At 36.7% G+C, this 15,207-nt stretch carries 14 protein-coding genes; 8 read left to right on the forward strand and 6 right to left on the reverse strand.

Annotated features, from left to right (window positions below; genetic code table 11):
* Positions 1–5 precede the first annotated feature (5 nt).
* The 3 genes from ABMA76_RS00345 to ABMA76_RS00355 are packed head-to-tail and all read left to right on the forward strand — an operon-like array spanning position 6 to position 2,367.
* A complete protein-coding gene (locus ABMA76_RS00345; protein WP_392910626.1) occupies positions 6–791 on the forward strand; it encodes a helical backbone metal receptor in 786 nt (261 codons plus the stop codon).
* A complete protein-coding gene (locus ABMA76_RS00350; RefSeq protein ID WP_392910623.1) occupies positions 788–1,450 on the forward strand; it encodes an ATP-binding cassette domain-containing protein in 663 nt (220 codons plus the stop codon). The genes ABMA76_RS00345 and ABMA76_RS00350 overlap by 4 nt, the downstream gene beginning before the upstream one ends.
* A complete protein-coding gene (locus ABMA76_RS00355; protein WP_392910620.1) occupies positions 1,447–2,367 on the forward strand; it encodes a FecCD family ABC transporter permease in 921 nt (306 codons plus the stop codon). Before ABMA76_RS00350 ends, ABMA76_RS00355 begins: the two co-directional genes overlap by 4 nt.
* A gap of 2 nt (positions 2,368–2,369) precedes the next feature.
* Here the strand turns inward: ABMA76_RS00355 and ABMA76_RS00360 are convergent, their stop codons facing one another.
* A complete protein-coding gene (locus ABMA76_RS00360) occupies positions 2,370–3,461 on the reverse strand; it encodes a S1C family serine protease (RefSeq protein WP_392910618.1) in 1,092 nt (363 codons plus the stop codon).
* 113 nt (positions 3,462–3,574) lie between these two features.
* Here ABMA76_RS00360 and ABMA76_RS00365 point away from each other — a divergent pair, with 113 nt between their 5' ends.
* Positions 3,575–4,477, forward strand: coding sequence for a phosphatidylserine decarboxylase (locus ABMA76_RS00365; protein ID WP_392910616.1), 903 nt, complete (start codon positions 3,575–3,577; stop codon positions 4,475–4,477).
* Here ABMA76_RS00365 and ABMA76_RS00370 read toward each other — a convergent pair.
* Complete coding sequence (locus ABMA76_RS00370; protein ID WP_392910614.1) at positions 4,441–5,220, reverse strand: endonuclease/exonuclease/phosphatase family protein; 780 nt, start codon at positions 5,218–5,220, stop codon at positions 4,441–4,443. The genes ABMA76_RS00365 and ABMA76_RS00370 overlap by 37 nt on opposite strands.
* Positions 5,221–5,334: 114 nt before the next feature.
* Between ABMA76_RS00370 and ABMA76_RS00375 the strand changes: the two genes are divergently transcribed.
* Both ABMA76_RS00375 and ABMA76_RS00380 read left to right on the forward strand, forming a co-directional pair.
* The gene (locus tag ABMA76_RS00375; RefSeq protein WP_392910612.1) at positions 5,335–5,637 is read left to right on the forward strand and encodes a hypothetical protein; all 303 of its coding nucleotides are present in this window, start codon (positions 5,335–5,337) and stop codon (positions 5,635–5,637) included.
* A 9-nt stretch (positions 5,638–5,646) separates the two neighbouring features.
* Positions 5,647–6,141: a hypothetical protein gene (locus ABMA76_RS00380; protein WP_392910610.1), complete on the forward strand. Its 495-nt coding sequence runs from the start codon at positions 5,647–5,649 to the stop codon at positions 6,139–6,141.
* 10 nt (positions 6,142–6,151) lie between these two features.
* On the opposite strand, the gene ABMA76_RS00385 is transcribed toward ABMA76_RS00380, so the two are convergent.
* Positions 6,152–6,550 (reverse strand): hypothetical protein, encoded by a 399-nt coding sequence (locus tag ABMA76_RS00385; RefSeq protein WP_392957727.1) that lies wholly within the window; start codon positions 6,548–6,550, stop codon positions 6,152–6,154.
* An 81-nt stretch (positions 6,551–6,631) separates the two neighbouring features.
* On the opposite strand from ABMA76_RS00385, the gene ABMA76_RS00390 reads away from it, so the two are divergent.
* On the forward strand, positions 6,632–8,344 hold the full coding sequence (locus ABMA76_RS00390; protein WP_393060568.1) for an ABC transporter ATP-binding protein: 1,713 nt from the start codon (positions 6,632–6,634) through the stop codon (positions 8,342–8,344).
* An 18-nt stretch (positions 8,345–8,362) separates the two neighbouring features.
* Here the strand turns inward: ABMA76_RS00390 and ABMA76_RS00395 are convergent, their stop codons facing one another.
* From ABMA76_RS00395 to ABMA76_RS00405, 3 genes are read right to left on the reverse strand one after another with little or no spacing between them, the layout of a single operon-like run.
* On the reverse strand, positions 8,363–9,343 hold the full coding sequence (locus tag ABMA76_RS00395; protein WP_393060570.1) for a glycosyltransferase: 981 nt from the start codon (positions 9,341–9,343) through the stop codon (positions 8,363–8,365).
* A 9-nt stretch (positions 9,344–9,352) separates the two neighbouring features.
* The gene (metH, locus tag ABMA76_RS00400) at positions 9,353–13,027 is read right to left on the reverse strand and encodes a methionine synthase (protein ID WP_393060572.1); all 3,675 of its coding nucleotides are present in this window, start codon (positions 13,025–13,027) and stop codon (positions 9,353–9,355) included.
* Entirely contained in the window at positions 13,027–13,971 is a 945-nt protein-coding gene (locus ABMA76_RS00405; protein ID WP_392858179.1) for a methylenetetrahydrofolate reductase, read from the reverse strand. The genes metH and ABMA76_RS00405 overlap by 1 nt, the downstream gene beginning before the upstream one ends.
* A 341-nt stretch (positions 13,972–14,312) precedes the next feature.
* Here ABMA76_RS00405 and ABMA76_RS00410 point away from each other — a divergent pair, with 341 nt between their 5' ends.
* Positions 14,313–15,197 (forward strand): hypothetical protein, encoded by an 885-nt coding sequence (locus tag ABMA76_RS00410; protein WP_393060574.1) that lies wholly within the window; start codon positions 14,313–14,315, stop codon positions 15,195–15,197.
* Positions 15,198–15,207 lie beyond the last annotated feature (10 nt).

Here is a 15,207-nt window from a genome sequence, read left to right on the forward strand (position 1 = left end):
TTGGCGTGAGAATATTCATCTTAATATTCTCCGCCATTCTTTTCTTAAATTCTCACGCAAAAAATTATCGAATTCTTTCAACACTACCAAGTTTTACTGAATCAATGTTCTATCTTGATGCTGGAGACTTACTTGTTGGAGTTTCTAACTATTGTAATTATCCAGAAGGTGCAAAGAAGCTTCCTCGCTACGGTTCGTCCTTTGAAATTAACCTCGAAAAAGTTGTAAGTGATAAAGTCACTTCTGTTCTTTTGGCCGAAGTTCAGGGGGGACGAGTCAAAAAGAATTTAGAGAAGCTCGGTGTTGAAGTTATTATCACTCCCTACAAGAAACTAGGTGATGCCGTTGAAATGCTTAAGATTTTTAATAAAAAGTTTAAGCTCAATAAAGACCAGAAGATTCTAAACTTCGCTAATAAACTAGATGCGCTACTAAGGCCAATTTCAAAAGGCAAAAGGGTCTTAATGGTCATCGATGAAAAATTCAAAGATGGTAAATTGCACGAAGTTAGGGCCATTGGTGTCGATAATTATTATCATGAGATATTAACAAAATTAGGTGCTAAAAATATTGTAACGGAATCGGGTTATCCACTAAGAAGTCTTGAAAGCTTACTGACTTCAAAGTTTGACTTGATTCTTCGAATTTCTGATCGAAAAGTAAAATCAGAAGAAGATTGGAAGAATTCCTTATTTAAAGATAAAATCTATCTATACGAAAAAGATTATGCAGTTGTTCTAGGGCCTAGAACATTGTCACTTGTGAAAGACTTTAGGGAGATTTTGAAGTGATTCATTGTGAAAATTTATCAATTCAAAATAGGTTATCAGTTAAGGAATTCGCGTTTGAATCTGGCCACTGTGGTGTTATTGGACCAAATGGTGCTGGTAAGTCGAGTTTTCTTAAGGCGATTGCAAACCTTGTCGAGTTTCAAGGAAAGTGCTTTGTCGAAGGTGATGTTGCATATTGTGGTGATTGTTCTTCTATTCAAAGTGATATGAATGCTCAGGAAGTTTTGACCTATGCTCGCGGTAGCAAGGCACAAGACTTAGATTATCTCAAAAAACTAGTTTCACATTTTAACTTTGAAAGCCTCTTGCTAAGAAGGGTATCGACTCTTAGCGGTGGAGAGAAGCAAAGGCTAAATCTTATTTGTGCTTTCTATTATGACTGTGAATTAACGTTGTTAGATGAACCAACAAATTTCTTAGATCCAATTTATGTTGAGAGCTTAAGTCGTTTCCTTCAAGAGTTTAAGAAAAGTTGTTTTGTTGTCTCTCATGATTTCAATTTTATTATTAATATATGTAATCGACTTGTGGCATTTGAAAAATCAAAACTAAGTTTTGACTCGACTGTCGATGAGGCATTCCAAGATAAAGTGTTTGATAAGGTATTTCATAAGAAGTTTAATTACCATATCATGGATAATAAGAGGTATATTCTGTGAAGAAGACAATCCTCTTATATATAGTCGTTACTTTGGCCGTGGCCCTAACTCCATTCTTAGGTCGCGAGGGAATAATTGATTTAGATGTACAGGGCCTTTATATTTTAGAAAACTTGAGGCTTCCTCGTGTCTATTTGGCCTTTCTCGTTGGTGGAATACTTTCTGTCATCGGAAGTACAACTCAGGTTATCTTTAGAAATCCTCTTGCAACTCCTTATACGCTTGGTTTCTCAAGTGTGGCGGCCCTTGGGCTTGCTATTGCCGAATTAGGGTTTAACTCTTTTTCTTTAGGCGCTTATATTGCTCTTTCATCAATTTTTCTTCTTATTTTATTATTTCTTTATCTTAATAAGTTCTCATCTCAAAGAGTTCTGTTGTTTGGAGTATGCCTTTCTATCTTTTCATCTAGTGCAATTGTCTTTGTTCAAAGTATGCTTGGAAATGAAAGTATTGCTAGGTTAATTCGTTGGATGATGGGAAGCCTTTCTATTGTAGGATTTGAGAGCCTATTCTATACAGCACCTATATACATATTCGGATTGATCTTTTTTATCATTCACAAGAGAAGCTTAACTCTAATTTCTATTGGGGAAGACTTTGCTCAGACGAGGGGAGTACCAACTCGTAAGATTAATGCTACATTAATTCTTATTTCAAATATTCTTATTGCAGCAGTTGTGTGGCAATGTGGACCAATTGGCTTTGTGGGTTTGATTATTCCACATATTACAAGAAGACTTGTTAGTGCTAATTATGAGAGAAGCTTAATGCCAACCTTTATCCTAGGTGGTGGTTTCTTAGTGCTTTGTGATTTTATTTCGAGAATTGTTTTGGAGAATAGTATTATACCGATTGGTGCGATTACTGCATGTGTTGGAGCACCAGTGTTGGCACTCCAACTATTTAAAAAGCAGTAAGCTTAATTTCTTTTAATTTCTTCTAGTTTGACGATAGCCTTTTTAAGAGCTGAACCTCTGCGGTAGAGAACTTCGACCTTATCTCCAACTTTGTACTCATATAGAGTGTTGAAAATATCATCAAAGTCATTAATCTCTTTTCCATCGATCTTTAGAATGACATCACCAAGAATAATACTTCTCGTACGTGGATCTTGAACTAGACCTTTAAGGCCAGCTTTCGCAGATGGCCCACCTGGACGAACACTTTGAATAGGAAGCCCTTTTTCTACGTCAATGCCATAAAAATATGAAAGCTCTCTTTTTTCTGCAATAGCGATTCCAAGACCTGGTCTTTTTACCATTCCATACTTAATAATTTGTGGAACTACTTTACTGACAATATTGATAGGGATAGCGAAACCGACACCTGCTGATGATCCAGAGTTTGAAAAAATCATTGTATTGACGCCAATTACATTTCCTGAAGAGTCAAATAGTGGCCCACCAGAGTTCCCTGGATTAATAGAAGAGTCCGTTTGCAGCATTCCACGAATTTCAACGCCTCCAATTCCTTGGATTCCACGATTCTTTGCAGAAATGATTCCTGTTGTAACCGTTGCATCAAGTCCAAATGGTGAACCAATGGCAATGGCCTTTTGACCAACTCTAACTTTGTCTGAATCCCCTCGGTTAAGAGGTTTGATATCTCTTGGAACTTCAATTAATTTTAGAACGGCAATATCCTTTGCTGGCTCTGTTCCAACTAATTTCGCCTTGTACTCTTTCTTATTATTGTTGAATCTTATTAAAAAGTTATCTCCACCTTCAACGACGTGATAATTTGTAATGATATGGCCCTTGTCATCCCAAACCCAACCTGATCCTTCTCCTTTGACAACTTGCTTATTTGTCATTGAAAAGAAGAATCCTCTTCGAGTCCTCATGCGACCAAGTGTTGAAATATTTACGACTGAGTTCACTGAACGATCAAATACTGAAATAGTATTTCGTTCACTTTCTAAGACGGCCTTATTTTCATCAAACAAAGCCTTTGAATTAAAGGATGTTAATAGAATAAGAATTAAAAAGAATGGCCTTAACTTGCTTTTCATAATATTCCTCATTATCTCTTTTTGACGCTCATCTCATTATACATATATAATCATAGTATAAAAATTTTGTAACACAGAAATGTCAAATTTCTGTAAGAATTCTGAGGTCACCCGTGGATATTAATTATTTTAATCGTTATACAAATCAAATGGAAGTGGAGAAAGTTTACGGGGATGCCGCAATCAATTTCTTGTATGGAAATCCGCTTGGAAAGCTGATCTCTGGTGCAATTACTTCATCAATCGTCTCTTGTATGTATGGCGAAATTCAAAATATGAACTTTACTAAGAATAAGGTTCCAAGATTTGTGAAAGATTACCAGATCAATATGGATGAGTTTTTACCAACTGAAGGGCGCTCTAAAGATGATCCATATGGAAGTTTCAATGAATTCTTTATTCGTAGGTTTAAAGAAGGAAAGAGGCCATTTCTTGATGAAGCTGATTCCATGTCGGCTTTTGCTGAGGCTAGATACTTTGGTTACGAGTCAATTACTAACCAAGTAAAGATTCCTGTTAAAGGTAAATTCTTAAATTCAACTGAATTACTACAAAATTCAAAGTGGGAAAGAGTTTTTGAAGACGGGCCACTTTTACTCGCAAGATTATGCCCTGTTGATTATCACAGATTTCACTATCCTCTTGATGGAGAAGTTATTGATTATTACAAAATCGGTGGTGGGTACCACTCAGTCAATCCACTTGCTCTTCGTAAGAAGAATGATATTTTTAGTACGAATATTCGCGAAGTGACAGTAATGGAAACGAAAGAGTTTGGTAAAATTGCATACGTTGAGGTTGGGGCAACAATGGTTGGCCGTATTGTTCAATCAAGTGATTTAACAACATTTTCAAGAGGTGATGAGAAAGGTTACTTCTTGTTTGGTGGGTCAACAGTTATCGTTATTGGTGAAAAAGGTAAGTGGGCACCTACTTCAGATATTTTGAATAATACTAAAAATGGAATTGAAACTTATATTCATTTAGCAGATAAGGTAGCACAAACTGGAAAGTGATCTGATGGGTAAATCCCGTTAGCACTTTCCTTGTGGAGATGTATCTGCTCACACTTTAATAAATTTTTTGAGTGAAGAATCCAGTCAATACGAGAGCCGTCTTCGCGAAAGCCTTTAAAGCTATGGTGACTCTCGCATTCTTCGTGTCCAAGATCAATCCATGGGTCAGTAAGATTTAAGTTACTTTCATTTAATTCTTTTCTAACACTTTCAAATGGAGATTCGTTAAAGTCACCTGTTAAAATTAGTGGATAATCAGCTCTAACTTTTTCAATTTCATTAATAAGTACTTTAATTTGTTCTTGGCGCGTGCTTGATTCAAGATGATCTAAATGTGCATTAACAAAGAAGTAGTGTTTACCATTTTCTTTTGCCTTTAAAATTGCCCATGTGCACAGTCTTGGAAAGGCACTTCCAAACGATTTTGATGCTGCAATATAAGGTGTTTCAGAAAGCCAAATATCTCCAGAGTTAATCAATTCAAATATTTCTGGGCGATAATATAGAGAAGGATACATTCGATCTTCAATCCATTCTCGATTCGTATCAATGATCTCTAGTCCATCTAGAAGTTCTTGAAAGTCTCTTAGTTGAGGCTCCCAACCTTCCTGTGTTCCGATAAGAGCAGGACGATAGTTATTTAGTGCATTGGCAAGAATGACACGTCTTCCATCCCATGAATGAACTCCATCGGCCGGGTTATTAAAGCGAATATTTGAAGAAATTACAGTGAAATTAAACATATTCCATTAATGAAAACATATTTTTCATCAATAGAAAAATAGAAAACTCCAGGATCGACATAAGTGGTTAAAAAATCACTTATTTATTAAAAACATGCCTGTTAAGGAGGTCTTATGGTTCAACAAGAACAATTAGTTAAAGAAGTTAGAAAACGTTTCCCAAAGCACACGTATAAGCAACTAGCAGAGATTTTTGAGATGCAAACAACTCGTTTGTTTAGGTTGATGAATGGTGCCGAAATGAGAACAAGTGAGTATTTTAAAATTAAAGAAAAATTAGAAATCAACTCTTCAGAATTGAGCTTATTAATTAAATTCTTAGAAAAGCATTCATTTAGCTTAAGTCGTAACGATTGCAATGAGATCGTTAGTAATTTAGAAGAAAAGTTTTTTATCAGAAAGTTAGCCGGATTATAGGGAGAAGTTATGTCACGTTTATTAATGGTTGAAAGAGCAATTCTAGAAGCTTGTGGAAAATCTCAGAAGACAATTTTTCAAATTTCTGATGAAACAGGAATGGATTTATCTTTAGTTGGAAGTCTTTGTATTCGCTTAAATAAGAAAGGTATCTTAGAGAGACAAAGTAGTTCATATTCAATTAATAAGAATGCAAAGAGTCTAATAATTGCAAACACACCTGAAAATATAAAAAAAGAAGTTAACGAAGTATCAAACTCGATGGTCACCAACTACTTTAATCAAAAAAATGATCGCACCTTAAAACTACAAAAGGTATATGTTAACAAAACTGAAGAGTTAATTCTTAACTCAATGCTTGATCAGCTAAATAGTTTTGTTGAAGAGCTTCAGAGGAGTCACAAAAAGAGTTCTCATAATATTGTAAAGAAACAGAAAGTTTTAATGTGGGGACATGGAAATTATAGTGATTTAATAAATAGTTCATTAAGTTTAGCAAAGTAAGTCAAGCTAGCTAACCAACATAGCCGAACTCGTTAAGCATTTTGCCCACAAGTTCTTTCAATTGATATTTTAAAATCTTATTTTCGGGAGACAGTGTAGAGCATTCGATATAGCCAATCATTGTTTTAAAATCTGTCTCTCTTTCATTTTCTTTCAGCCATGAATCAAATGTGAGTATGGCCTCAATCCAAGCACGAACAGAGTATTGAGTTTTATCGATAAGGCTAAATAAGAGTTCACCATTTTCTTTCTGGCTTGGTGAAGATTTTAGATGCTTTTGTAGGTAACTAAAGATTATTTTCAATTCTTCTTCTGAGTGAATATTCTCCAATAGTAGACTTAGCCTTGCATCTGAGAGGAAGGCCACTGGGTATTGTGCTCTGAGTCTTCTAAAATACTTTTCAATCATAATGCCTAACATGGTGTGCAAACTAGTTATTTTGTTCTAAACTAGCAAAGTTAATTATATCTAATTTAGCAAGGGTTTTTCATGTTTGAAACTATTAAAAATATATGGCCATTGATTCATCGCCATCGTGCCAGAGTTATCGGAAGTATGATTTTCGGTATTGGTATGGCGCTTATTAAAGGTGGTCAAATGGCGCTAATTAATCCTCTTTTTACAAAGGGGCTTTCTCCAGAGTCGACACTTGAAGAGATCCTAGGAATTGTAGGCCTTGCTTGTTTACTTGCACTTATTAATTTACCAGTTCGTTTTTTCCACTTTTACTGGATGCAATTTGCAATGAACGATGCAGTTTGTGAAATTAGAACGAAGATCTATTCAAAAATTCAAGATATTCCAATTTCTTTTTATACAACAACAAAACAAGGTGATGTTATTTCAACGATCTTAAATGATACGATGATTTACTCTCAAGGAATTAGTGGACTTCTTACTTTAATTAGGGAGCCAATCACATTAATTGTTTTATTAGGATATGCATTCTACTTAGATTGGCAGCTTACTCTTGTCACATTTGCACTTCTTCCAATTATGCTTTTAATTTTTGGATTCTTTGGAAAAAGAGTTAAGGCACACCAAGCAGATGTACAATCAAGACTTTCAGATATGACTCATGTTATTGGCGAAGGTGTTGGTGGACAAAAAATTATTAAGGCCTTTAATCTTCAAGATTATACAAGAAATTTCTTCAAGTCTTACCAAAACGACTTCTTTACTTTTCAAATGAAAGCAGAAGTGATGAGACAGTTTTCACATCCTCTTGTTGAGTTTATGACAACGTTAATTCTTTCTTCTGTCATTGTCTTTGCTCAGGTAAAGATCACTGGAAATGCAATGACGACAGGAGAGTTTATTACTTTTATTGCTATTATGGCCATGATCCAGGATCCGATCAGAAAAACTAATGAAGCGAATCTTAAGATTAGCCAGGCCCAAGCAGCAGAAAAGCGTATCTTTAAATTCTTAAAGGTAGACAATGAAGTAGACTCGGGAACAAAAGAGCACTCTGAGTTAAGTGATAAGATTTCATTTAAGAACTTAGATTTCTCATATGGTGATCATCAGGTAATTAACGATTTAAGTTTCGATATTAATAAGGGTGAGAAGGTTGCACTAGTTGGGCTTTCTGGCTCTGGAAAATCAACGCTAATTAATGTTCTTCTTGGCCTATACCCAGTTAAAAAGGGAAGTTATAAGATTGATGGTGCAGACTCAAGTGAGTTCACTTTAAAGTCCCTACGTCACTATTTTGGCCTTGTATCACAAGATATCTTTCTATTTAATACAACGGTAAGAGAAAACTTAACTCTTGGTAAGGAAGTAAGTGAAGCGCAAATCCAAGAAGCATTGAAAGTTGCTCATGCGACAGATTATATAAATGAGCTTCCAAGTGGACTTGAAACAGTTATTGGAGATCGTGGCCTAAGACTTTCTGGAGGACAGGCCCAACGTCTGACAATTGCTCGTGCATACCTACAAAATAATGATGTCTTCTTATTCGATGAAGCAACTTCTGCTCTTGATAATGAATCAGAAAAGGTTGTGCAGCAGTCACTTAATGAACTTGCTAAAAATAAAACAGTTGTAGCAGTTGCGCACAGGCTTTCAACGATTCAAAATTATGACAAAATCATTGTCTTAAAAGATGGAAGAATGATTGAACAAGGTCGCCATGAGGAGTTAATGACTCTTGGTGGTGAGTATAAGAAATTATATGAGTTAAGTGTAAAATCTTAGAAAATACTAAAGGCTACCTTAGAAAGGTAGCCTTTTTCCTGCTCTAAATGGGTGAATCCACTCAGGCTCTACATCATTAAGTTTTTTTCCTGACATAACAATTTCATACTTTTCAATAAAGTCAGAAGTGAATCTTTCCATTGAGAAGTTCTTGATTGCATAGTCTCGAATAAAGTCACGATCATAGACATCCTTTGTTGTATTAAAGTATTCAATGATCTCTTCGTGAGAGTAGAATGTACGACCTGTGCCAGGGGCAATTAAATCAGGTAGTGAACCAAAGCTTGAGCCAAAGACTGGTAGCCCTTGAGTCATCGCTTCGATGATAGCAAGACCGAAAGGCTCATGCCAACGAACAGCAAAGAGTAGGGCATCACACTGTCGCATATAATCTAACTTCTCTTGGCCACCAACCATGCCATGGTTGTGAATTAAAGGGTGCCAACCAAAGAACTTAGAACCACCACCACAAATGTGGAGGTGCTTATTAGTTTGTCTTGCAATCTTTACAGATTGTTGAAGGTTTTTCACTCGCCAAGAAGCCTTTGCAAGAAAGAGTAGGCTTTTGATTTCAGTAATCTTACTTTCTTTATAAATGGCCGGGTATTCACTCATATCAAGACAGTTATTTACATAGCTTGTTGAACCGTGGTGGCGAGCATGCGATTTTGAAACAAATACTGTATTTAAGTCGAACTTTTCACCTGGGTAGCCATTGCCTCCGATATTGATAACGTAAGGAATATCAAGATCAACTTTTATGTTATCAAAGCCATGAATAACATCGATATTATCTGGAACGAATTTTTGCCACTCTTCAATCTTTTCACATGCAATATGATTGATACCATATTCTGCTACTTGGCTTTGCCCTGGTCCAATAAAGGTGACCTGGTGACCAAATTTAATTAATTCTTTCATATGCCAAAAGACGAGTCTCTCAACACCGCCATAAGTTTTTACTGGTAATACTTTGTGGTATGGAATACATACATGCATTTTATAATCCTATAGTATTGGCCTTAGCCATTTCTTTGTAGTTTCGATGTCCTGACCTTTGGCCTTTGAGTAAAGCTCAATTTGGTCTTGGGCAATATTTAAAATATTAAAGTACTTAGCACAAGGGTTAAAGAATATGTAGCCAGAAACTGAACTTGCTGGATACATCGCAAAATTTTCTGTTAAATATGCTCCTGTATTTTCTCTAACATTCATATAATCCCATAGCTTTGCTTTTTCCGTGTGATCTGGGCATGCTGGGTAGCCTGCAGCAGGACGAATCCCTGTGTATTTTTCTTTAATGAGCTCATCAAGTGAGAACTTACGTTCTTCTTCAATTCCACACAACTGACGTGCTCTTTCATGAATTAACTCTGCGTAGGCTTCTGCGAGACGATCACCAACGGCCTTAACCATAATTGATGTATAGTCATCGCCATTGTCTTCAAAGCTTTTAGCATATTTCTCTACTTGATCACCCATTGTGACAACGAATGAACCGATAAAGTCCTGTTTTTCTCCCTGAGGTAGGATGTAGTCAGCAAGCGAGAGATAAGGACGATCTTTTTGTGTCTTTTCTTTTTGTTGTCTTAGAAAATTAAAAGTACCAAATTCATTCTTATTTTCATCGAGAAGAGTCACCGTTTCATCTTTTGCATAAGCTGGCCAAAAGCCTAAGACCGCTTTTGGCGATAAACGATTATTTTCGATAATATCATCAAGAATATTTTGTGCTTCATCGTATAGCTTCTTGGCCTCTTCTCCATAATCTTTATGAGATAAGATATGAGGGTAGAGCCCTTTTAATTCCCAAGTCCAAAAGAAAGGAGACCAGTCGATATACTTTGCAATTTCAGAAACGCTGATATCATCAAACTTCTTAGCTCCAATAAATGGAGGAGTGAAGTCGACGAAAGTTTTCGTTGGGTCAACTCTTAAGTGGTCTCGGGCCGCTTCGATTGAAATAGTAGCTTGGCCACTATCTTTTTTATTTTCAAAATATTCTTTTGTTCTTCTTTGTGAATCTTTTAAATCTTTTAAGAAGTCGTCCTTTAGCTTTTCACTTAAAAGACTATTACAGATTCCTACCGTTTGCGAGGCATCGCCAACGTGAACAACTGGACTAGTACATTCTGGTGCAATCTTAACTGCAGTGTGAGTTTTAGATGTTGTTGCTCCACCAATTAGTACAGGGACTTCAAGGCCTTGACGATTAAACTCAGCTACGTTGTGAATCATCTCATCAAGAGAGGGAGTGATAAGCCCACTTAGGCCGATGAATTTTGCCTCATGTTCTTTTGCTGCTTTTATAATCTCTTCACAGCTTACCATGACACCTAAGTCAACGACGTTATATCCATTACATGCCAGTACAACACCAACGATATTCTTTCCAATATCGTGAACGTCACCTTTTACTGTCGCAATAACAAATGTGTTCTTCTTACTTTTCCCGTCTGCACCTTTTTCCATATATGGCTCAAGATAAGCTACTGCTTGCTTCATTACGCGGGCACTTTTTACAACTTGAGGTAGAAACATTTTACCGGCACCAAAGAGGTCTCCGACAACTTTCATACCGTCCATCAGAGGACCTTCAATAACATTTAAAGGAATACCTAGCTCTTGTCTTGCTTGTTCGACATCTTCTTCGATGAATTTGCCGATACCCTTTACAAGTGCGTGAGTGATTCGCTCTCCAAGGCTTCCTTCGCGCCAAGTTAAGTCATCTTCTTTGGATTTTGATTTTACGCCTTTGAATTTTTCGGCATATTCAATTAAGTCATCAGTTGCACTCTCTGAGCGATTAAAGAGCACGTCTTCGATCTTTTTCATAAGCTCAGGCTCAACATTTTCGTAAACTTCAAGCATACCTGCATTTACGATTCCCATGTCAAGGCCCGCTTTAATTGCATGGTAGAGGAAAGAGCTATGCATTGCTTCGCGAACAATATTATTTCCGCGAAATGAAAAAGATATATTCGAAATTCCACCACTTGTTAAAGCGCCTGGGCAAGTCTCTTTGATTTCTCTTACGGCCTCAATGAAGTTGATCGCATAGTTGTTATGTTCTTCAATTCCTGTACCAACTGTTAGAACGTTTGGATCAAAGATAATATCTGTTGCAGGGAATCCTACTTCTTCAGTGAGGATCTTAAAGGCACGCTGGCAAATTGAAACCTTTTCTTCCTTAGAAGCCGCTTGTCCTTTCTCGTCAAAGGCCATGACAACAACGGCCGCTCCATATTGAAGGATTTTTCTTGCATGTTCTTTGAAGACTTCTTCGCCTTCCTTTAGTGAAATTGAGTTAACAATCCCTTTTCCCTGTATACACTTAAGTCCTTCTTCGATGACATCCCACTTAGATGAGTCAATCATAATTGGGACTTTACAAATATCAGGCTCAGAAGCGATTAGGTTTAGAAATTTCACCATACAAGCTTTAGAGTCGAGGAGACCTTCATCAAAGTTGATATCAATAATATTAGCACCGTTTTCAACCTGTTGACGGGCGATATCTAAAGCTGCTTCAAAATTCTCTTCACGAATTAAACGTGCAAATCTTGGAGAGCCTGTTACATTTGTACGCTCTCCAACCATGATAAATGGACGCTCACCAGTAAACTCAAGATTAAGAGGCTCTAGACCTGATAATCGTTGATTCTTAGGTAGATCGTGTTTTTCACGTGGTTTGATTTCTTTTAAGTGGTTATAAATTGCATTGATATGATCTGGCGTTGTTCCGCAACAGCCACCAACGATATTGACGAGTCCTGACTCAGCAAATTCTTCTAACAGCGATGCTGTTTCATTTGGCTTTTCATCATAACCTGTATCACTTAGTGGATTAGGTAAACCTGCATTTGGGTAACATGAGATTAAGGAATCTGATACTCTTGATAACTCTTCAATATATGGGCGCATCTCTTTGGCACCAAGAGCACAATTAATTCCAACACTAAATGGTCTAGCATGTTCAACCGAGTTCCAGAATGCTTCAACAGTTTGACCTGAAAGCGTTCTTCCAGAAGCATCAGTAATTGTTACTGAGAGCATAATCGGAGTATCAAGATTATGATCATCAAGATACTTTCTCATAGCAAAGATGGCCGCTTTTAAATTTAGGGTATCAAATGAAGTTTCTGCTAAAAGAAGATCCGCTCCACCATCAATAAGCCCCTTTGTTTGCTCATAGTAATTATCGACGAGCTCATCAAATGTAATTCCTCTAAAAGCTGGGTTATTTACATCTGGAGAAATTGAAGCCGTTTTATTCGTTGGTCCCAGAGCTCCTGCTACAAAGCATTTACGCTCAGGGTTTTCTTTCATGAAATCAAGGCAGGCCGCTTTTGCAATTTTGGCCGCCTCTACATTAAGCTCATAAGCAATTTCACTTAAGTGATAATCATCTTGAGCAATACGAGTCGCCGAGAATGTATTTGTTTCAATAATATCTGAACCGGCAGCTAGGTACTTCGTATGAATTTCTTTAATAATTTCTGGCTTTGTCAGGTTCAATAAATCGTTATTTCCTTTCAAGTCGATTTTTGTTTCTTGAAATCGTTCTCCTCGAAAGTCTTCTTCTGTTAGATGATACTGTTGAACCATTGTTCCCATGGCACCGTCTAAGAAAAGGATTCTACTCTTTAGTGTCGATTCTAGCTCTTTACGAATATCGCTCATTAAAATAAACCTTTTAGAACTTCAGTAACATTAGCACTGTCATTCATGACATAGAAGTGAACAGAAGGAACATTGGCACTTAATAATTCTTCAGTTTGCTTTCTTGCCCACTTAATACCAATTTCCTTAATATGTTCTGGATTCTCAGTTGCTTCATTAACAAATTCGTCAGGGAAGTCGACATAGAAGTGTCTTGGAACATTGGAAAGTTGTCCCATACTTTTTATCACTTTAATTCCCGGAACAATTGGGCATGTAATGCCGGCCTCACGACATTTATCAACGAATTCAAAATACTTTGAGTTATCAAAGAACATTTGAGTAACGATATAGTCGGCACCAGCATCAACTTTCTCTTTGAGGTACTTAATATCAGTTGCAAGATTTGGTGCTTCAAAGTGCTTTTCAGGATAACCAGCTACACCGACTGAAAAGTCTAGCGGTAAGCTATTAGAAATCTCATCAAGGTAGATTCCTTTTTTTACGTTATCAATTTGTTCGACTAAGTCTTTAGCGTAGAAATTTCTTTGGCGAGAAAGGTCGTACTTCTTATTATAGTTAAGAGCATCTCCACGAAGTGCAAGTACGTTATGAATTCCAAGGTAGTTTAGCTCAATAAGAGCATCTTCAGTTTCTTCTTTTGTAAATCCTTGAGTCAGAAGGTGAGTTACCGTATCAATCTTAAAGCGATTTTGAATGACTCCACAAATACCAACTGTACCTGGACGCTTTTTATAAATTTTTCTTTCTACCGAACCATCATTCTTTTCATTGTAGTAAGCACCTGCTGAGTGGGCCGTTACATCAATCCAGGCCGGATTGAATGGCAAAAGCTGCTTAACAATATCTGTTACGGCCGAAATATTTTTGCCTCTTGGTGGTGGTACAATCTCAAAACTGAAAAGTGGGTTTGTTGCCTTGTCGATATGCTCGATAACTTTCATTCGTGTATTTCCCTATGTGTAAATTTGTTACCTTATTTTAATCATTTATGAGCAATAAGAAAAGGCGAGGGCCCCTTTTTCTGGGGCCTTAGGTTAATTCGAATGAATTGGGTAAATGGAGTATTTAGATAATTTTGAAGGAAGGATATTAGTAAGTTTTTAAGCATCAGCTATGCTTCAAACTTGTAGAGTTTTTAACCTAGGGGATAATATATTTGGACTTTTTTCACATTTGAAATGAGCGATCTATCCCACAATGAAATATATTGCCTATATTCAATTGCTTATGAGTTTCACGTTGGGCCAAAAACTGATATCATTATGTAGTAGAGGATAATTTGATGAATAAGGATCAGATTTACCATTTAGAAAGTGAGTTCATTAGAGTTTCTGTTACGAAGCAGGGAGCTGGACTGTTATCAATATTTGATCTTGAATCAAATGTTGAATATCTATGGCAAGGACATCCAACGCTAAATCCTTGGAGGCCACAGCTTATTTTTCCAATTGTAGGAAAGCTCAAAGATGACCAGTACTGGTTAGGGCGTAAGTATTATCACATGCAAAAAGATGGCTTTTTAAAAGACTTCCAATTTGAAGTGAAGAATCAACGCAAGGACAGAATCACTTTTGTTCATACGAATAACCAAGACACAGAGCTTATCTTTCCATTTCGCTATAGTATCGAAGTAACCTATATGGTTTATGGGCCAAAGCTTACAGTCTCGTTTGTTATAAAGAATTTAGATAAGAAAGAAATGTTCTTCTCTCTAGGTTTTGCTCCGACTTTCAATGTTCCACTAGGTCCAGAAGGTCATGAGGATTGCTTTATTGAGTTCTCTACTCAAGAAGAGCGTGGAGCCTATTTCTTAGAAAATGATCTTGTTAACTTCCATGATGCCGATAATAAAAAGGTTGTTCAGGACTGTCGTGTTTTCTTCACTCAAGAAAATTTTAGAGGTGGGGAGATGGTGTTTAAGGATATTAAGTCAAAGAGCGTTGCTCTTAAGAATATTTTAAACGAGAAGTCGGTTAATATAGACTTAGGAAATATTCCTTATCTTTCAATTTGGACTTATCCTGGTGCTAATTTCGTTAGGATTGCGCCGGCATTTGGTGTGACAGATGCTCTAGACTCTAATAATGACTTCTACACGAAAGAAGGCCTGATTGATTTAGAGCAAGAAAAGACTTTTAAACACGAGTTTGTCTTTCACATTCGTTAGGCATATCCGC

Origin of the sequence: Halobacteriovorax sp. ZH5_bin.2 (assembly GCF_043196375.1) — a bacterium.
In the GTDB taxonomy this organism is placed as follows: Bacteria; Bdellovibrionota; Bacteriovoracia; order Bacteriovoracales; family Bacteriovoracaceae; genus Halobacteriovorax_A.